A 17955-nucleotide genomic window follows, 5' to 3' on the forward strand; every position below is an offset into this window, starting at 1 on the left:
CCGCACGCTCTGCTCAGCAGGACATCGGCGAAGCCCCGGTCGGCGAGTGCCGACCGGGGCCGCGTCGTCTTCGCGTGACCGTCCGCTCGTCAGAACAGCCCGAACCGTCAGTTGAGTTCAGTTCATCCCAGAGCGGAAACCCGCACCGTCAGCAGTGCGGCGGCGATCCGACCCAGAACGCGATGTTGCTCTCCGGCACGAAACCCACGTTCTGGTATTTCCCGGAGACCTTGTCCCACTTTCCCTCACCCCAGTCGGTCCAGCAGTAATCCGGGTATACCGTCCATTCTTCCACGTCGTCGACCCACGGCGAATTCTCCAGCCTCGGCCACTTCCGCACGCTCATGTTGATCCTCGGCTGGAACCCGCACCAGCTGCAATCCTGCAAGCGGGCCTTGGCGTCCTGACCAGCCGCACGCTGCGGCTGCGCGCTGGCCGACACCGCCATCGGGCCGACCAGCAACCCGCAGGCGACAATTACCCCGACACCTCGCAACATTCTCATCGCGCTCCCCTTTGCGGTGGTGAGAACCGGGCTTCGCGGGAATGCGAAAACCGGTCAAGCACCTTTCAGGCTAGGAACGCCGCGCAGTGCCGGACAAGCAATTAAGCACCGGCTAAAACCGCGTCAGCCGCAAGCAACGTCGCCACGAGCCGCGCTCGCTCGTGAGGACAGCTGCTCCCGGGCCTGGGTCAAGGCCGCGATGCGTTCGTCCAGTACAGCCAACCGCCGGTTGACCAGCGCCACCGCGCTCGAGGACAACCGCCGCGAGGGCAGGTCGCCTTGGAGGCACGAGCCCAGCGGGCGGATGTCCTCCACGGTGAGCCCCGAATCGAGCAGGTAGCGGATGTTCGCCACCCGCTCGATCGCGGCCTCGTCGTAATGCCGGTACCCGTTGTGGGAGCGGGCGGCGGTCAACAGCCCCTGCTCCTCGTAGAACCGCAGCGCCCTGGTGGTGACTCCGGTGGCCTTCGCCAGCTCTCCGATCCGCACCGACCCGAGCGTACGCCGCTAAGCGATCACTGCGCCGCCGTCGACGGGCAGCACCACGCCAGTGAGGTATTCCGCGCTGGGGCTGGCGAGCTGGACGATCCAGTGCGCGACTTCTTCGGGCTGGGCAAGGCGCCGCAAGGGCACCATCGCCTGCAGGGAGGCGTGCTGCGCTTGGGCCTGCTCGGCGGTCAGGCCCTCGCGGGCGTAGATCTCGGTGGCGACCGGGCCGGGTGCGACCGCGGTGACGCGGATGCCGCTCGGGGCGAGTTGCACTGCCCAGCTGCGGGTCAGCGACTCAAGGGCGGCTTTCGTCGCCGCGTAGAACTCCCGGCCCGCCATCGGCCATCCGCGTTGCCCGATCGCGGTCGTCACGTTGACCACCGCGCCCTTGCTCTCGCTCAGGTGCGGCATCGCGGCCTGCACGAGGTAGACCGGCGCGAGCAGGTTCGTCGCGACCACCCCGTCGAAAGCACCCGGCTTGATCTCTCCCAGCGCGGCCGGTTCGACGATGCCCGCGTTGTTCACCAGCACGTCGATCCGGCCGAATTCGGCAAGCGCCGCAGCGATAATCGCCTCCGCGGCACCCGCCTCGGTGATGTCGGCGGCGAACGGGCGGATCGACGGGAAGCCCTCCGCGGTCTCGGCGAGCCGGAGCTCCGTCCGGCCGACGACCAGGACGTTCGCGCCCTGCCGGGCGAACTCGCGTGCGGTGACCTGTCCGATGCCCGTCCCGCCGCCGGTGACGATCACGGCCTTGTCTTGAAACTGTCCTTCACTCATGCGATCGACGCTAAACATTGCCGTATGCGTGAAGGTCAAGCCGCTCAGCGCACGCGGTCGTAAACCAGGGCCACTTCGCCGAGATCGCCGGTCTCCTGGTGCGCGACTGTCCACTTAGTACCCGGCAGGCCGTCGTCGAACAGGCGCGGGCCGCCGCCGGCGATTTGCGGGCAGATGATCAGGTACAGCCGGTCGATCAGGTCCTCGGCCAGCAGCGCCTTGATCACGCTGACGCTGCTGTTGACCAGGATGTCGCCCTCGCCGTCGGCCTTGAGCGAGGCGACGACCTCGGCGGCGGGCGCGTTCACGATGCGCGTGCGCTCCCACGGCGACTCGTTCAGAGTGCTCGACAGGACCACCTTTTCCGTTTCCACCAACCACTTCGCGTAGCCGCGGTCGCGCGGGTCGGCGTTCTCGTCGGCGGCGACGGTCGGCCAGAAGCCGAGGAATCCTTCCGCGTTGCGGCGGCCGAGCAGTGCGGTCGTCGCGTTCTCCCAGATGCGGGTCATCTGGTTGCGGGCGGTCTCGGTGGTGACGTACGGGATGATCGCGCTCATGTCGCCGGGGCCTTCCGGGCCGTGGTAGCGGCCGTCGAGGGTCAGGGCGAGGTTGGCGGTGACACGACGCTCGGTCATGACTGGGCTTCCTTTCGGGTGATGACTTCGGTGAGGTGGTCGAGGACCTGTCCCCAGCCGGTTTCGATTCCGGCGATGGCGGACACGGCCTCGACGGTCGTCGCGCTGATCTCCAGGCCCAGCCGCAGCTGGGCGCCGCCGTTCGCCGCTACGGCGAGGGCGAGGTCGTAGTGGCCGCTGAACGCGATGGCTCCGGCCGCGTCCAGCACCGACAGGTCGAACACGAGCCGCTCGGTTTCGCGAACGGTCCGGACCTGTCCTTCCGAGCGGTAAGTGCCCTCAGCGTCGCGGTAGGCGAGAACGACGCGCCCGCCCGGTTTCGGTTCGAGGACACACTCGGTGACAGTCAGGGACGGCGGGACCCACCACGACGCCAGCAGCCCGGCGTCCGTCCAGTACCGCCAGACCGTTTCCGGCGGCACCGGCAGCACGCGCTCGAAGGAGAACGCGCGACCATCGGCCCAGCGATCCCGGTCCGCCGCAGCGGTATCGGCTTCGATCGCCGCGCGGTAGCGGTCGAGCACGTCGCGCTCCCCCGAGTGCGCCTCGATCGTCGCGGCCAGCTTCTGGAGCTGGTCGGCGAATTCTCGCAGCGGAGCCGCTTCGGCCGCGTAGACCCGGCGCTGGCCGAGCGGGGCCATGGTGACCAGGCCGGCGCGGGCGAGGGTCTGCAGGTGCTTGGTCGTCTGCGGCTGCCGCAGCCCGGTCAGCTCGGCCAGCTCGCCGACCGACCGCGGCCGTTCAGCGAGCAGCCCGACCAGCTGCCACCGGGTGGTGTCTGCGAGTGCTGAGGCGATCCCGTCCATGCACTGAAGTATTCACCTTATCGAATATTCGTGTCAAGGAATTCTTTTTGCCTCGGGTGTCAGCTGGGCAGCAGCCGAGCGGCGAGGTTGCGGACTGCCAGTCCCGGCTTCGTCCGCGGGACCAGCATCGAAGCCGCAGTCCGGACCCCGCGCTGCTTGGGCGTCACGCGCGCTCGATGAGTCGCCTCGTAGTGCGCGAACGCCTCGGCGGGGGTGCCTTCAACGAGCGCCGTGGCCAGGGTGCGCGCCCCGACGATCGCGAGGCTCGAACCGTCGCCGAGCAGCGAGACGCACGACGCCGCATCGCCGACCAGCGCGACCCGGCCGCGGGACCACTTCGGCGGATCAACCACGGCGACGGCGTCGAAGAACACGTCGTCCGCGGCTTCGAAGCGGGCCAGCAACTCCGGGACTCGCCAGCCGAGGCCCTGGTAGGCAGCGGACACGATTTCCTTGCCCTGCCCGGGATTCGGCGCGCGGAAAATGAACGCGACACCGGAGTTTCCCCGCACCGGATGGATCGCCGCGAGCCTGCCCGGGGTGTTCAGCAGGACCACGTCCTCCGGATAGTCGGACGGCTCGCCGAGAGACACCGTCCCGACGTACAGCCCGGCGTGCCGGACGAACTTCTCCTCGGCGCCGAACACGAGCCGTCGCACCGTCGAGTGCACCCCGTCCGCGCCGATCACCAGGTCGAACCGGCGCGGCGCAGCGTGCTCGAAGGTGACGTCGACCCCGCCGTCGTCCTGCTGCAACGCGGTAATGCTGTCGCCGAAGAGAATCTCCGCGTCGTCGCGTGCCGATTCGAATAACGCGGAGGCCAGATCGGCGCGCGGGACCTCGATCTCCTTGCGCACCGCCATCCGCACGGTGGTGACCGAACGCCCACGCGCGTTGAGCACCCGCAGCCGCTGCGCGTGCGTCGCGACCTCGCGCAATCGCGGCACGACGCCCATCGCGTCGGCCACCTCCATCGCGTCGCCGCGGACGTCCACCGGGTTGCCGCTGCTGCGCTGGCCAGCCGACCGTTCTATGACGGTCGACCGGAAACCGTTGCGCGCCAACCAGAACGCGAGGGTCGAGCCAGCGATCCCGGCACCGCACACGAGGACGTCACGAGTCATGCACCCGACGATAACCGCACTCAGTGCAGATTTGCAATGAGTGCGGGTTTGCACCCGATGTCGTACGCTCCCGGAGTGTCTCTCCGTGATCGCAAACGCGCCCGCACCCGCCAAGCCCTGATCGACGCGGCGACGGACCTCTTCGAGCGCAACGGCTACGACGAGACGACCATCGCCGACATCGCCGCGGCCGCCGAGATCGGCACGCGCACGTTCTTCAGCTACTTCGCCAGCAAGGAAGAACTGGTGTTCCCGGACGCCGAGAGCCGGGTTCAGGCCTTGCTCGACGCCCTCGCGAACCGCGCCCCGGACGACCGGCCGATCGACCTGCTGGTCCGCGTCCTTTCCGACGGCGGCGAGGTCAGCGACGACATCGTCGGCAAGCTGACCCCGTTGCGGATGCGGCTGCTCCAGACCGTGCCCGCCTTGCAGGGCCGAGCGCTGCAAATCCAGTTCAACGCCGAACGCCGGATCGCCGAAATCCTCGCCGAAGCCTTCCCCGACGAACTCGACGACCTCACCGCCCGCACGTTGACCGGCGCGTTCGCCGGTGCGGTGCGCGGCGCGTCGCAGGCCATGCTCGACCGCGCCGACGAGCTCACCGCCGATCAGCGCACCGAAGCGACGCGGCAGGCCATCGTGAAGACGCTGGGGCCGTTGCTCAAACGCGACTGACGTGCTCCGCGCACAGGCACGCCACCGCGGTGTCGATCCACTCGCGGCCTTCCCATTCCGGGTGCCGCTGGATCAGCTCGCCCCGCACCTCCGCGATCACAGTCGCCTCGTCCATCTCCGAATCGCGGCGCCGCCAGGTCTCGTCGCGCAGCAGTTCGAGGTAGGCACGCAGGTCGTCGAGCAGTTCCGGACCGCTGATGTCGCCGTGGCCGGGGACGACGATTTCCGGTCGCTGCCGCGAAAGCTTCCGCATGACCTCGATCCAGCGGATCCCGGACACGTCGGTGTCGTGCGGCGGGAACCACGGGAAGATCGCGAACTGACCGGTCTCGGCGAGGTCGCCGGTGAACAGGACGCCCGCGTCCGGAACCGTCACGACCTGGTCGCCCTTGCTGTGCGCCCGGCCGGTCGCGCGCAACTGCACGACGCGCCCGCCGAGGTCGAGGTCGTGCGACGAGTCGTAGACGACGTCCGGGGTCGGCAGTTCGACGCCCTCCAGCTGCCGCGCGACCGGCTCCCCCAGCCCGGTGAACATCTGCAGGTAACCGGGCCCTTTCGCGACGAGGTCGGTCGCCTGCGCGCGGTTGACCAGGTAGGTCGCGGCCCCGGCGAAGGTCTGCGCGCCGAACGCGTGCTCGGGGTGGAAATGCGTGGTGGTAAGGAAAATCCGGCGGCCGCGCGCGTACTCGGTCGCGAATTTCAGCACGGTTTCCGCATTGCGCGAGCCCATGCCGGTCTCGACGACGAGCACGGAATGGGTCCCGCCGATGATCCCGACGTTCGGCACCAGCTGCACGCCTTGGTTCGGGACCACGACGAGGTCGCGGGCGAGTTCGCGCACGTGCGAGGTCTGCACGACGGGATCGGGGTGCGGGTAGTCGGGCATGGGCGGGTGCTCCTCGGGGACGCGGGATCAGTGACTGTTCCAGTCCAGCGGCCAGCTTGTGCGGTGTCCAAGACCGATCCGCTTTTTCCGATACCGCATGGGTATTGCCTGAGGTAGGGCATGGTTCTGGCCCGTTTGCCCAGATGATGTGATGGCGGCGGGTTCGTTGGATCGCCTCGCCGAGCTGGCGACGAAGGCCGCGCTGAACTGGATGATCGCCGCCGCCCGGGAAGGCATGATCGAACCGGTGCACGTGTCCAGCGAGGATCCGTGCGATGGCAGGTGAATACCGATCTCCGCGCCGTGAGCCGGAAGTTTGTTCTGCAACCCCAATCACAGCGGACGCTAGACCATCCCCCTTCCCATTTCAGACTGCCGCCCCCGCGCCACACGGAGCGACGGCATCTCGTTCGACACAGCCGAACATCCAGCCAACTCGTCGACGCGCCTTCCGACAGCGCCGCACGGGTATTGTCGCTGGTTGTGGATCTCCGTTCGCTCCGGTACTTCGTCGCGGTCGCCGAGGAGCGCCACTTCGGCCGGGCGGCGGCGCGGCTGCATATGACCCAGCCGCCGCTGAGTCGTGCGATCAAGCAGCTCGAAACCGATCTCGGCGCGGCCTTGCTGGACCGTTCGCCGTCCGGGGTCGTGCTCACCGCCGCTGGAACCGCGCTCTACGACGAGGCACGCACTCTGCTCGCGGGTGCGGACCAAGCCCGCGCGAGGGTCGCCGCGGCGGCTGGGTCTGGGACGCTCACGCTCGGCACTCTCGCCGACAGTTCGGAACCGGTCGGGATCCGGCTCGCCGGCGAGTTCCGCAAGCGGCATCCAGACGTGCGGATCAGCGTCCGCGAGGCCGATCTCACCGATCCGACCACCGGGCTGCGCGCCGGGCTCGTGGACGTCGCACTCACCCGAATTCCCTTCGACACCAACGGAATCCGCACGCACGTGCTGCGCTCCGATCCGATGGGCGTCGTCCTGCGCGCGGACGATCCGCTGGCCGGGCGCGACCAGGTGCGCCGGGAGGAACTCGCCGACCGGGCGTGGTTCCGGTTCCCGGACGGCACCGACCCGCGGTGGCAGGCGTTCTGGAGCGGCGGCGTCGCAGGCGGGCCGGTCGTGCGGACGGTGCACGAATGCCTGCAAGCCGTGCTGTGGAACGGAACCGTCGGGCTCGCCCCGCTCGCGCATTCGTTTCCCGAGGGCGTCGCGACGGTCCCGCTGGCGGACTATCCGCCGAGCCGGCTCGTGGTCGCCTGGCGCGAGGATTCGACGCCGCCGCTGGTCCGCTCGTTCGTCGAACTCGCGGTGCGCATCGCCGGGCTCGACCGCCGCGAAACCCCCGCGAACCCGTAGGCTGGGCCCGGACATCGGGGAGGTGTGGGCCGTGCCGGAACGCAATCCGCTGCGGGTCCTGCGCAAATGCGCGGACTGGTTCGAGAACCGCGGCGTCTACATCCCCGGCGAGGAAAGCCGCGCGGTCGATCCGGTGCGCGACTTCGGCTGGCTCATGGTCGCCTGGGGCGGCGGCGTCGCGGTGTTCATCCTGTTGTTCGCGTTCGCGGTCTGAATCCCGCCCTAAGCCTGTTGACATCGTGGTGACGACTGTCACCCGGAGTGCTCCTTCGATCACGGATCGGCCACGGCTGTACACCAGGTCCGCGTCTTCCGCACCGTGACGGCATTAGTGCCGCCAGAGTGGAGCGGGTCCGCTCGGCAGCTACGCCGAACGGCACACCGCCCCACCCCGACTGGAGTACCCCCGCGATGGCGCCCGCGCGCACCCCGAAGCTGTTGTTGACCGCCTGCCTGCTGTTTTCCGTGGCAGCCTGCGGCGGCGTCAACGCTCGGGAAGGCTCCGCCGCGATGGGCGTCGGGAGCCCGGCGGCGCAGCCCGCGGCCGCGCAGGCGTCCGGCGACCTGCAGTTCGGCGCCAACCACCGGTTCGCCAGCGGGATCACGGTCTCGCTGTCCGCCCCGCAGTCGTTCCAGCCGAGCCCGGCGGCGTATCCGCGCAGTCCGCGTGCGGCGGCGTTCTACATCCAGGTCACGAACAACGGCACGGACCCGTATCGGGTGTCCGGGCTTTCCGTCACCGCGACGGTCGCCGGGAAGCCGGCGAAGCAGGTGGTGGACGCCACGCAGGGGCTCGGCGGCGTCTCCGACGCGGGCAAGGACCTGATGCCGGGCCGGTCTACGCAGGTCACGCTCGCTTTCGCGGTGCCTGCCGAGAGTGCCCGGATGGCGGTGCAGGTGCGGCCCAGCACTGGCGAGCCCGCCGTCGTCACATATTGCGGAGACGCCTGAATTACCCTCGTCCCCATGACCGACCAGCGACTTGCCGTGGGCGACGAAGCGCCCGGATTCACCCTGCCGGACAGCACCGGCGAGAACGTCTCGCTCAGCGACTTCCGTGGCCAGGCCGTGGTGGTGTACTTCTACCCGGCGGCGAGCACGCCGGGGTGCACTAAACAGGCCTGCGATTTCCGGGACAATCTCGCGGAGTTGAACGACGCGGGATATCAGGTGCTGGGGATTTCGCCGGACAAGCCGGAGAAGCTGGCCAAGTTCGTGGCCGCGGAGAAGTTGACGTTCCCGTTGTTGTCCGATGTGGACAAGACGGTGCTCACCGAGTGGGGCGCGTTCGGGGAGAAGAAGAATTACGGGAGGATCGTCCAGGGGGTGATCCGCTCGACGTTCATCGTGGACGCGGAGGGAAAGATCGCCAAGGCCGCCTATAACGTGCGGGCTACCGGGCATGTGGCCAAGCTGATCCGGGATTTGGGGATCGCTTCCTGAATTGTTTCCCGGCGCGCGGAGAGGCCGGACAAGCCTCTCCGCGCGCTCGGTCAGCGACGCACCTGATAGCGCAGGTGAAGCACCCGGTCGCCCTGAACCACGTCAGGATCCTCCAGCAGGTGCTGTGCGTTGACTGCGCCGAAGTAGCGTTTGCCGGATCCGAAGACGACCGGGACGACGTCCATGCGCACCTCGTCGACCAGACCTGCGGCTAGTGCCTGGCCGCCTACGTCTCCGGCGGCGACTTCGACTACGCGGTCGCCTGCCAGCTCTTGTGCGGTGGCTACGGCTGTCTTGACGCCGTCGACGAAGTGGAACGGGGCCTCGGGGTTCCAGCCTTCGGGTGCTGGGCGGTGCGTTACGACGACTACGTGGTCGATTCCGCTTGGCGGCTTGCCGTCCCAGCCGTCTGTCAGGTCGAAGACGTGGCGGCCGGCGATCGTTACCCCGATCTGGTCCCAGTACGGGCGGGTGTAGTCGTAGGACGGCGGCGAGACCTTGAGCGCGCCGCTTTCGTCCAGCGGGACGTCGCCGCTGGTCAACCAGTCGAACAGCGGGCCGGGCTGGTCGTTTTCGTCGGCGATGAAGCCGTCTGCCGACACCGAGCTGTACATGACGACCTTGCCCACGGGGTCTCCTCTGCTTTGGGGGGTGGCCCCAAATTAGCGGGTGGCGAGCGGTCGCTCTTGTAAGAAATCAATCGGTCGGCAGCGGCCAGTTGTTCAGCGTGTGGCCGGGGTGGTCGCGGAGGAAGCGCCGCCGGACTCCGACGTACTGGGTTGGCGTGAGGCCGGTGAAGGCGCGGAACTCGTGGCCGAAATGGGCCTGGTCGAAGTAGCCCGCGCGACCGGCGAGGTCGCCCCAGTCGATCGGGCCGGTGGGGTCTAGCGCGAACACGGTGGCGGTGAAGCGGTGGGTGCGGGCCAGGCGCTTCGGGGTGACGCCGACTAGTGCCTTGAACCGCTTTGCCAGATGGGTGCTGCTGACCCCGGCTGACTCGCTCAGGTCGCCGATCGGCACCGCCCCAGTGGTCGCCGCGATGACGCTGCTCGTGTGGCGGACCAGCCCCAAGCCTGCGGTCTCGCTTAGCCGACGCATCAGCTCATCTTCGAGCAGTGTCAGCATCTGTTGCGGTTTGTTTGCCGTGGCCAGGCGGTCTCGTAGTTCTGAGACGGCGGAGCGGCCCCAGACCTGCTCTATCGTCACTGGCCGGTCGCACAGTTCGGCCGCGGGCATCGGCAGGAACGGGGCCAGGCCCCACGGTTTGAAGTGCACGCCGACGGATCGGGTCTGGGGCGGGTAGCCGAACTCGTACGCGCGGGTCGGCATGGTGATTACGCAGCCGTCGGGGTACTCGGCCGTCTCCAGGTCGGTGCCGGAGCGGATGCGGAACGGTGCTCCGAGGTTGACGATGAGCAGCGCCGCCGGCGCCGGTGGCAGCGTCAGCCGGGCGTACGGCGGCGCGCCCGCCAGGTAGTAGAGGTCGTCGATCAGCCCGTCCAGGGGCGGTCGCGGCGCTCTGGACACGTACTCCACGCCCACAGCATCGCCGACACCTGCCAGCGAGCGCTACTCACGGAAAATCGCCGGGAAGCGCAACGTGAAAGTCGTGCCTTCGCCGGGGGTGCTGGCGGCGGTTACCTCCCCGCCGTGGGCTTCGGTCAATTTGCGGACGATTGCCAGGCCTAGACCGCTGCCGCCGGAGATTCGGCTTCGGGAAGGGTCTGCGCGCCAGAAACGGTCGAAAACCCGGGGCAGATCTTCTGGAGCGATGCCGGTTCCAGTGTCGGCTACTTCGAAAATCACATCGTTTTCGCGCTGGGTCGCGGTGACGGTTACTGAGCCACCAGGTGGAGTGTGGCGAATTGCGTTGGAGACCAGGTTGTCGAGGGCTTGGCGCAGGCGTACCGGGTCCGCGGTAATGGCCGGGTTTTCCATGGGCGGTACGGACAGGTGGACGCCTGCGGTTTCGGCACGCGGGGCGTGGGCGGCGGCGAGGTGGGTCAGCACGGTGTTCGCGTCGATGGGTTCCGGGTGGACGCGCAGCGCGCCGGCGTCGGCCAGGGCCAGGTCCTGCAGGTCGTCCACGATGTGCTGCAGGTGGACTGCTTCCTCCAGCAGGGAAGCGACCAGGTCGTCGTCCAGCTGGCTGATGCCGTCTTGGGTGGCTTCCAGCCAGCCGCGGATGGTGGCCAGCGGGGTGCGGAGTTCGTGCGCTACGTCGCTGACCATCGCCTTGCGGGCGTTCTCCAGCTCTTCCCTCGCGCGTGCCATGTCGTTGAACGCCGTGGCCAGCCGGGCGATTTCGTCCTTGCCTTTGACCCGGACCCGGGCGCCCGTCTCGCCTGCTTTCAGGCGTTGGGCCGCACCGGTCAACGCGCGGAGGGGGCGGATCAGGCGGATCGACGCCAGCGCGGTGACGATGACCGTCAGCAGGAGGATCGCGGCGGTGACGGCGATGAGCTTCGTGCGGTTTTCCGCGGACAGGGTGAAGCCGGTCGGGGGCTGGTCGGTGCCCTTTTCGGTGATGTAGAGCCAGGCCGCGGGGGCGACGTAGGGGGTCAGCTGCTCTTTGCGGGCCGAGGTTACGCAGTTGGTGACGGTCTGGTCGGTGGCTTGGACGACCGGGCCGTCGAAGGTCCAGGACAGGGCCAGTTTCGCTACCGGGATGGCGCGGTCGTTGCGGCCGAGGCAGGCGTCGATCAGGCCGGACAGCTTGGCCAGGGCGGCTTGTTCGGTCTCGGTGGGGCGTTCCAGCAGACCGGTGCCGCATTGGGCGGTTCCGGCCGGGGCGATGACCCTCGGGTGGCCGCTCGGGGAGATCTCCAGGCTGCCCAGCCCGGTCCTGCGCTGGGTGCAGGACAGGACTTTTTCGGCCACTTCCTGGAGGTCGTCGCGTTCCTCGACGGGAAGCTTGTAGGGGCCGACCGCGTCGGGGTCGATCCGGTCCGGCGTGGATTTGACGCCTAGGCGGGTGTCGACGGCCAGCGGGTCGATGACCGCGGACGGTTGCGGCGGGAGTTTGCCCGGGTTCTGTTCCGAGCTGGCGATCAGCTTGCCCTGCGGAGTGGTCAGGACGATTTTGCGGCCGGTTTTCTCCGCGTAGTCGTTGATGGTTTTGCTCGCGCCGGACCACGTGGGATGAGTCGCCGCGTACGAGAGCAGAGCCTGGTAGATCGTGCCGTCGTCGGCGAAGAGCTGGCCTTGTTCTCGTTCGATGGCACCGGAAGTGGTCCGGGAAGCCAGCCACGCGGTAGCCGCGATCGCGCACACCGCGATGGCCGCGGTTACCGCGAAGAGGCGGAAGAGGAGGCTACGGGGCATCGGACTTCGCGGTCAGTTTGTAGCCCACGCCGTAAACCGTCAGGAGTTTCGCCGGCTTTCTCGGGTTGGGCTCGATTTTCTTTCTGAGATTCATGATGTGCACGTCAATCGCGCGCTGGGTGATATAGCGGTCGAAACCGTGCAGGTGTTCCAGGAGTTGCGCTCTGGTGAAAACCTGGTCCGGGCGGGCGGCCATGACCTCCAGGATCCGGAATTCCCCCGGAGTGGTTTCGATCGGATTTCCGCTTACCGCGACCTCGTGTTTGTCTTTGTCGACGGTCAGCGTGCCCACTTTGATGGGGCCGTCTTTCGCCGCGTTCGTTCTCCGGAGCAGCGTCCGGACCCTCGCCATGAGTTCGCGCGGGCTGTAGGGCTTCGTGACGTAGTCGTCCGCGCCCAGGTCAAGGCCCTGGAGCAGGTCGTCCTCGGTCGAGCGCGCCGTGAGCATGAGAATGGGCAGGTCGGAGGACGCCCGGATGGTCCGGCAGACGGTCAGGCCGTTCATGCCCGGGAGCATGACGTCCAGGATGAGGAGATCCGGTTCCGCCGTGCGAATTTCCGCCAGCGCGGCCTCGCCGGTGGGCGCGACGACGACGGTGTGCTGCTCGTGTTCCAGGTAGCGGCGGACCAGCTCCGCTTGTTTGGGATCGTCTTCGGCAAGGACGATATTGGCGCACATGCTTGCCGAGACTAGCCCGAGTCCCACCCCGGAGCCACCAGCACGGCTCCGAGGCGGACCGGGACAGTTATGCGCCGGCCAGTTTCCGCAAGGCCGGCAGAAGTGCGCGCAGGGCTTTGCCTCGGTGGGAAGCGGCGTCTTTTTCCGCCGGGGCCAGTTCCGCGCTGGTTTTCGTTTCGTTTTCCGGCACGAAGATAGGGTCGTAACCGAAACCATTGGTTCCGTGCTTTTCCCTCGTCAGCGTGCCCCGCCATTCGGCACGGACCGTCGTGGTCTCGCCGGAAGGAAGCGCCAGTACGGCCGCGCAGACGAAGGCCGCGCCCCGGCGCTCGTCCGGGGTGTCCGTCAGTTGCGCCAGAACCAGGTTCAGGTTCGCCTCGTCATCGCCGTGTTTGCCGGACCAGCGAGCCGAGAGGACGCCGGGCATGCCGTTCAGCGCGTCGACGGTCAGGCCCGAGTCGTCCGCGATGGCGGGCAACCCGGTGGCGGCGACCGCGTCCCGTGCTTTGGCTTCCGCGTTGCCTTCGAAGTCGGGGGCGGTTTCCGGGGCTTCCGGGAACTCCTCGACGTCGTTCAGGCCGAGCACCTCGACGCCCTGGATGCCTTCCGCTTCCAGGATCCGGCGCAGTTCGCCCAGTTTCTTCGCGTTCCGGGTGGCCAGGAGCAGCTTGGTCACTTCTGACCCTTCTTCTTGTCCGGACGCGGTTCCGGCAGCTCGCCCGGGTACGGCAGCGCCAGCGCCTCGTTCTGCAGCCGCGTCAGTTCCTCGCAGCCGGCCAGCGCCAGGTCCAGCATGGTGTCCAAAGTGGACCTCGCGAAGGTGGCTCCTTCACCGGTTCCCTGCACCTCGATGAGGGTTCCGGCGTCGGTGGCGACCACGTTCATGTCGACCTCGGCGCGCGAATCCTCCTCGTAGGGCAGGTCAAGCCGCACCCGGCCGTCCACGACGCCGACGCTCACCGCGGCCACCGAGGACGACAGCGGCTGCGGGTCGTTGAGCCGGTTCGCCGCGCCCAGCCAGGTGATCGCGTCCGCCAAGGCCACGTAGCCGCCGGTGACCGCGGCGGTGCGGGTGCCGCCGTCCGCCTGGATCACGTCGCAGTCGATGACGATGGTGTTCTCGCCGAGCGCGGCCAGGTCGATGCAGGCGCGCAGGGAGCGGCCGATCAACCGGGAGATCTCGTGCGTCCGGCCGCCGATGCGGCCCTTGACCGCTTCGCGGTCGCTGCGGGTGTTGGTCGCGGACGGGAGCATCGCGTACTCGGCGGTGACCCAGCCGAGACCGGACCCGGCGCGCCAGCGCGGCACGCCCTCGGTCACGCTCGCCGCGCACAGCACCCTGGTGTTGCCGAACTCGACGAGCACCGACCCGGCAGGCCACTTCTGGAACCCGCGGGTGAGCTTCACTTCGCGGAGCTGGTCGTCGTTCCTGCCATCTTTTCTCACCACGGGGAGCACTCTAGGACGTGCCCCCGACAGTTTCGCGATCAGAGGTCGTAGACCGCGCCCTGCGTCACTAGCTCGGCGTCCGGGAACACGGCCTTGGCCTCGGCCAGAACGGCATTCCGGTCGGTCCACGGGGCGACGTGGGTCAGCAGCAGACGGCCGACACCGGCTTCCTTGGCCAGTTCACCGGCTTCTTTCCCCGAGAGATGCACGCCTTGCGGACGGTCCGCGGCATCGGTCCAGGACGCTTCGGAGAGCAGGACATCGACACCGTCAGCTAGTTCGCCGAGGCCGCGGCACAGCCCAGTGTCGCCGGTGTACGCGAGGATGGTGCCGCCGTACGCGATGCGCAGGCCGAAAGCTGGCGTCGGGTGGTACACAGCGACGGCGGTCACGTCGAAGGGACCGATCTCGATCCGCTCTTCGCGCAGCTCGTGGAACTCGTACACATCCGACAGATCCGCGGCAGCGCGCTCAGCTGCGTCGGCTGCGTACGCGTGCGCGAGGCGCGAAGGCGCTTCTGTTGGCGCGTACAGCGGCAACCGCCGCGGCCGGGCCGGGTACGGCGGCGCGGGGTGGTAGCGGCGAAGCACTGTCAGGGAGTTGACGTCGGCGCAGTGGTCGGCGTGCAGGTGCGAGAGGACGAGCGCGTCGAGGTCGAACGGGTCCAGCACGGTCTGCAATTGGGCGAACGCGCCGGTTCCCAGCTCGAGACCGAGCCGGTAGCCCTCCGCTTCCAGGAGGTACCCGGACGCGGCCGCGCCCGGCCCGGGGATGCTGCCCGAGCACCCGAGGATCGTCAGTCGCACCCCGTCACCCTAACTCCGCTCAGCGGTGCCGCAGCGTCACGCGCTGACCGGGTCCAGCGCACCCGGCGCGAAGCCCATGAACCGCTGCGCCAAGCGGGCGAACGGCTCCGGCGAACCGGTGGCGAGGAACTCGTGCCGCGGCGGCTCGTCGCGTTCGGCGAGCAGGTCGAGTTCGGTCAGCACGCGGTAGAGGTCTTTGGCGGTTTCGTCGGCGCTGGAGACGAGCGTGACGTCCTGCCCCATCACGATCTGCAGCACGCCGGACAGCAGCGGATAGTGCGTGCAGCCGAGGATGAGCGTGTCGACCTCGGCTTCGAGCAACGGCTGCAGATATCCCTGTGCCAGACCGAGAATCTGTCGGCCGGTAGTGATGCCGCGCTCCACGAAGTCCACGAAGCGCGGACAGGCGACACTGGTGAGACGTACGTCCGGCGCGGCGGCGAAGGCGTCGTCGTACGCCCTCGAACGCACAGTGCCCTCGGTGCCGATCAGGCCAACGCGTCCGCTGTGCGTCGCGACTGCGGCCCGGCGCGCGGCGGGAAGGACCACTTCGATCACTGGTACGTCGTAGCGTTCGCGCGCGTCGCGAAGGCAGGCCGCAGACGCTGTGTTGCACGCGATCACCAACGCCTTCACCCCGCTCTCGACCATGTCGTCCAGAGCGGCCAACGCGTACTCGCGTGCGGTGGCGATGGGCAGCGGGCCGTACGGGTTGCGCGCGGTGTCGCCGACGTAGCGCAGCTGTTCCGCAGGCAGCAGTTCGAGAATCGAGCGTGCGACGGTGAGCCCGCCGACGCCGGAATCGAAAACACCGATGGGCGCGCCGGGAGAACTCACACCCCGAGGTTACCCGGGGTCGTCGGCTCGCTCTTCGGGGCTTTGACGCGCTCGCCGCGTGAGGTCAGCCACGCGGCGAGGATGCCGGCCAGCGCGCCGAAGAGGTGGCCCTGCCAGGAGATGCCGGGGTTGCCGGGCAGCAGGCCCCAGAGCATCCCGCTCCAGATGCCGAGCAGCACGACCGCGACCGCGATCTGCGCGAGCGACCGGTGGAACAGGCCGCGCACCAGCAGGTACGCGAGCCAGCCGAAGGCGAGCCCGGACGCGCCGACGGTGTAGGCGTCCGACGGCCCGACGAGCCACACCCCGATCCCGGAGACCGCCCAGATGATCGCCGTGACCACGGCGAACCGGCCGATGCCCCCCGCCATCGCGAGGAAGGAGAACACCAGCACCGGCACCGTGTTGGAGAACAGGTGCGACCAGTTGGCGTGCAGCAGCGGCGCCCAGAGAATGCCGTCGAGACTGGACGCGTGCCGCGCCAGGATCCCGCCGTCGGTGAACCTGCCCGGCAGGATCACGTCGAGCAGCTCCACGAGGTAGAGCACCGCCACGAACCCCAGCGCGACGAACGCCGCGGCCTTGGGATTGGGCGGCAGGATGCGCTTCGCGACGTCGACCGGCTTGCCGCCGCCAGCGGCGGGCGACGGCGACGTCGGCGGGAGGGGAGGCAGTGTGCTCACGACCTCAGGCTACGTCGGGGACGAGCGGACGGCCTCGGGAGAAATCCCTGAACTTGGGCTCCGGGTGCCGCTCCCCCGCCTGCGGTCCGTGAAGGACTCCTTGAGGTCCCTCAAGGGGCCCCTCACGGACCGGCAGTCACGCCATTGCGGGCTTCCGGAGCAAGTTTCCATAGGCGGCGGCGAACAAGGCCGAAAGCAGCGCGGCCACCGCCGCCACCGCGAAGCTCCACCCCGGACCGCCTGCCGACAGCACCACCGCGCCGACCGCTCCGGCGAGACTGCTGCCCACTACCCGGACCAGCGCGTTGATCCCGCCCGCGGCGGCCGTCTTCGCGGGCTCGACGTGCTCGACCGCCATGGTCCCCAGCGCGGCGTAACCGAGCCCGATGCCCAGCCCCAGCACCGCCGCGACGGCATACAGCCCAAGCCCGTCCCCCGGCAACGTCGTCAGCCACAACGCGGCCACCAGCACCACCGCCGAGCCTCCAGCGACCAGCGCGGGCGCGCTGAACCGACGCATCAACGCACCGGCCAGCACGGAAACCACCAGCATCACGATGGTCGTCGGCAAAAGATAAAGCCCCACCTGCAACACCGACGCCCCGAGCACGCCTTGCGCGTACGCCGAGAGCGTCATGATCGTGGCGAACAACGCGAAGCCGAGCAGGAACGACGCCACCGTCGCGCCGACCGTTTTTCGGTGCAGCAGCATGGGAATCTCAATCAACGGTGTCTTCGTGCGGCGCGCTGTCACCACCCACACCGACGCCAGCACCACAGCCGCGACCAGAAGCCCGACAGTCGCCCAGCCCCATTCGGATCCCTTGCTGATCGCCAGCAGCAGGCAGATCAGCCACCCCGACACCAGCACCGCGCCCAGCAGATCCGGCGAACCGCTCCGGACCGCGGCCGTCCGGTCGTCCTTGACAGCGGCGACCAGCGCGAACGCCACCACGCCGAGCGCCGCCAGCACCCAGAACACCGTCGGGTGATCGCCGCCGGCGAGCCCCGCGAGGATCATCCCGCCGCCGCTGCCCGCGCCGATCGTCGCGCTCAGAACACCGATCGCGGTCGGCAGCGATCGGGCGGGCAAAACGGTCCGGACCTGCCCGATAGCCAGCGGCAGCAACGGAGCGGCCGCGCCCTGCAGGATCCGGCCGACGACCAGCAGCGGCAGCGAGTCCGCCACCGCCCCCAGCACCGATCCCCCGGCCAGCAACGCGAGCACGACCAGCGACATCGTGCGCCTGCCGTAGAGGTCGCCGAGCTGCGCGACCAGCGGAATCGCGACCGCGCCCGCCAGCAGCCCGGCGGTCAGCGCCCACGACACCGAACTCAGCGGCACCCCCAGCTTGAGCTGCAGCCGCGGCAGCAACGGCACCACCACGGTCATCTGCAAAGTCCCGACCGCCACTGCGAACGCCAGCGCGGCGACCGTCCCCCAGTAGTTTTTATACATGTATAAAAAGTAGCAT

The 17955-nt window shown here is 68.7% G+C and carries 23 protein-coding genes; 6 read left to right on the forward strand and 17 right to left on the reverse strand.

The window, feature by feature from the left end; all coding sequences use genetic code 11:
- Window positions 1-148: 148 nt before the first annotated feature.
- The 6 genes from ACZ7SW_RS12065 to ACZ7SW_RS12090 all read right to left on the reverse strand — a co-directional run bounded on the left by ACZ7SW_RS12065 (window position 149) and on the right by ACZ7SW_RS12090 (window position 4339).
- Window positions 149-505, reverse strand: coding sequence for a hypothetical protein (locus ACZ7SW_RS12065; protein WP_470230415.1), 357 nt, complete (start codon window positions 503-505; stop codon window positions 149-151).
- 123 nt (window positions 506-628) lie between these two features.
- Window positions 629-994, reverse strand: coding sequence for a MerR family transcriptional regulator (locus ACZ7SW_RS12070; RefSeq protein ID WP_470230416.1), 366 nt, complete (start codon window positions 992-994; stop codon window positions 629-631).
- A gap of 18 nt (window positions 995-1012) precedes the next feature.
- The gene (locus tag ACZ7SW_RS12075; RefSeq protein WP_470230417.1) at window positions 1013-1774 is read right to left on the reverse strand and encodes an SDR family NAD(P)-dependent oxidoreductase; all 762 of its coding nucleotides are present in this window, start codon (window positions 1772-1774) and stop codon (window positions 1013-1015) included.
- A gap of 44 nt (window positions 1775-1818) precedes the next feature.
- Entirely contained in the window at window positions 1819-2409 is a 591-nt protein-coding gene (locus tag ACZ7SW_RS12080) for a dihydrofolate reductase family protein (RefSeq protein WP_470230418.1), read from the reverse strand.
- Window positions 2406-3215 carry a metalloregulator ArsR/SmtB family transcription factor gene (locus ACZ7SW_RS12085; protein ID WP_470230419.1) on the reverse strand — a complete coding sequence of 270 codons (810 nt, stop codon included), beginning with the start codon at window positions 3213-3215 and terminating at the stop codon, window positions 2406-2408. Before ACZ7SW_RS12085 ends, ACZ7SW_RS12080 begins: the two co-directional genes overlap by 4 nt.
- A gap of 59 nt (window positions 3216-3274) precedes the next feature.
- Complete coding sequence (locus ACZ7SW_RS12090) at window positions 3275-4339, reverse strand: FAD-dependent oxidoreductase (RefSeq protein WP_470230420.1); 1065 nt, start codon at window positions 4337-4339, stop codon at window positions 3275-3277.
- Between the two features lie 75 nt (window positions 4340-4414).
- On the opposite strand from ACZ7SW_RS12090, the gene ACZ7SW_RS12095 reads away from it, so the two are divergent.
- A complete protein-coding gene (locus ACZ7SW_RS12095) occupies window positions 4415-5014 on the forward strand; it encodes a TetR/AcrR family transcriptional regulator (RefSeq protein ID WP_470230421.1) in 600 nt (199 codons plus the stop codon).
- Here the strand turns inward: ACZ7SW_RS12095 and ACZ7SW_RS12100 are convergent.
- The gene (locus tag ACZ7SW_RS12100; RefSeq protein WP_470230422.1) at window positions 5001-5900 is read right to left on the reverse strand and encodes an MBL fold metallo-hydrolase; all 900 of its coding nucleotides are present in this window, start codon (window positions 5898-5900) and stop codon (window positions 5001-5003) included. The genes ACZ7SW_RS12095 and ACZ7SW_RS12100 overlap by 14 nt on opposite strands.
- A 151-nt stretch (window positions 5901-6051) precedes the next feature.
- Here ACZ7SW_RS12100 and ACZ7SW_RS12105 point away from each other — a divergent pair, with 151 nt between their 5' ends.
- The 5 genes from ACZ7SW_RS12105 (at window position 6052) to bcp (ending at window position 8702) form a co-directional block, all read left to right on the forward strand.
- A complete protein-coding gene (locus tag ACZ7SW_RS12105; RefSeq protein ID WP_470230423.1) occupies window positions 6052-6186 on the forward strand; it encodes a hypothetical protein in 135 nt (44 codons plus the stop codon).
- A gap of 197 nt (window positions 6187-6383) precedes the next feature.
- On the forward strand, window positions 6384-7259 hold the full coding sequence (locus tag ACZ7SW_RS12110) for a LysR family transcriptional regulator (RefSeq protein WP_470230424.1): 876 nt from the start codon (window positions 6384-6386) through the stop codon (window positions 7257-7259).
- Window positions 7260-7290: 31 nt separating this feature from the next.
- Window positions 7291-7473, forward strand: coding sequence for a hypothetical protein (locus ACZ7SW_RS12115; protein WP_470230425.1), 183 nt, complete (start codon window positions 7291-7293; stop codon window positions 7471-7473).
- Window positions 7474-7670: 197 nt separating this feature from the next.
- Window positions 7671-8210: a hypothetical protein gene (locus tag ACZ7SW_RS12120; protein WP_470230426.1), complete on the forward strand. Its 540-nt coding sequence runs from the start codon at window positions 7671-7673 to the stop codon at window positions 8208-8210.
- 15 nt (window positions 8211-8225) lie between these two features.
- Window positions 8226-8702, forward strand: a complete 477-nt coding sequence (bcp, locus tag ACZ7SW_RS12125) for a thioredoxin-dependent thiol peroxidase (protein ID WP_470230427.1) — start codon at window positions 8226-8228, stop codon at window positions 8700-8702.
- 50 nt (window positions 8703-8752) lie between these two features.
- On the opposite strand, the gene ACZ7SW_RS12130 is transcribed toward bcp, so the two are convergent.
- The 10 genes from ACZ7SW_RS12130 to ACZ7SW_RS12175 form a co-directional block, all read right to left on the reverse strand.
- Entirely contained in the window at window positions 8753-9331 is a 579-nt protein-coding gene (locus ACZ7SW_RS12130) for a dihydrofolate reductase family protein (RefSeq protein ID WP_470230428.1), read from the reverse strand.
- A 67-nt stretch (window positions 9332-9398) separates the two neighbouring features.
- Window positions 9399-10238, reverse strand: a complete 840-nt coding sequence (locus tag ACZ7SW_RS12135; protein ID WP_470230429.1) for an AraC family transcriptional regulator — start codon at window positions 10236-10238, stop codon at window positions 9399-9401.
- A gap of 33 nt (window positions 10239-10271) precedes the next feature.
- Complete coding sequence (locus ACZ7SW_RS12140) at window positions 10272-12026, reverse strand: sensor histidine kinase (RefSeq protein WP_470230430.1); 1755 nt, start codon at window positions 12024-12026, stop codon at window positions 10272-10274.
- Window positions 12016-12705 carry a response regulator transcription factor gene (locus ACZ7SW_RS12145; RefSeq protein ID WP_470230431.1) on the reverse strand — a complete coding sequence of 230 codons (690 nt, stop codon included), beginning with the start codon at window positions 12703-12705 and terminating at the stop codon, window positions 12016-12018. Before ACZ7SW_RS12145 ends, ACZ7SW_RS12140 begins: the two co-directional genes overlap by 11 nt.
- A 67-nt stretch (window positions 12706-12772) precedes the next feature.
- The gene (gene rdgB / locus ACZ7SW_RS12150; protein WP_470230432.1) at window positions 12773-13381 is read right to left on the reverse strand and encodes an RdgB/HAM1 family non-canonical purine NTP pyrophosphatase; all 609 of its coding nucleotides are present in this window, start codon (window positions 13379-13381) and stop codon (window positions 12773-12775) included.
- Window positions 13378-14154 carry a ribonuclease PH gene (gene rph, locus ACZ7SW_RS12155; protein WP_182891025.1) on the reverse strand — a complete coding sequence of 259 codons (777 nt, stop codon included), beginning with the start codon at window positions 14152-14154 and terminating at the stop codon, window positions 13378-13380. Before rph ends, rdgB begins: the two co-directional genes overlap by 4 nt.
- 38 nt (window positions 14155-14192) lie before the next feature.
- Window positions 14193-14960 (reverse strand): MBL fold metallo-hydrolase, encoded by a 768-nt coding sequence (locus ACZ7SW_RS12160; protein WP_470230433.1) that lies wholly within the window; start codon window positions 14958-14960, stop codon window positions 14193-14195.
- 36 nt (window positions 14961-14996) lie between these two features.
- Window positions 14997-15797, reverse strand: coding sequence for a glutamate racemase (gene murI / locus ACZ7SW_RS12165; protein WP_470230434.1), 801 nt, complete (start codon window positions 15795-15797; stop codon window positions 14997-14999).
- Window positions 15794-16480: a rhomboid family intramembrane serine protease gene (locus ACZ7SW_RS12170; protein ID WP_470230435.1), complete on the reverse strand. Its 687-nt coding sequence runs from the start codon at window positions 16478-16480 to the stop codon at window positions 15794-15796. Before ACZ7SW_RS12170 ends, murI begins: the two co-directional genes overlap by 4 nt.
- A gap of 136 nt (window positions 16481-16616) precedes the next feature.
- Window positions 16617-17939, reverse strand: coding sequence for an MFS transporter (locus tag ACZ7SW_RS12175; RefSeq protein WP_470230436.1), 1323 nt, complete (start codon window positions 17937-17939; stop codon window positions 16617-16619).
- Window positions 17940-17955: the final 16 nt, after the last annotated feature.

The sequence above is a fragment of the Amycolatopsis sp. NPDC114484 genome, assembly GCF_055633755.1.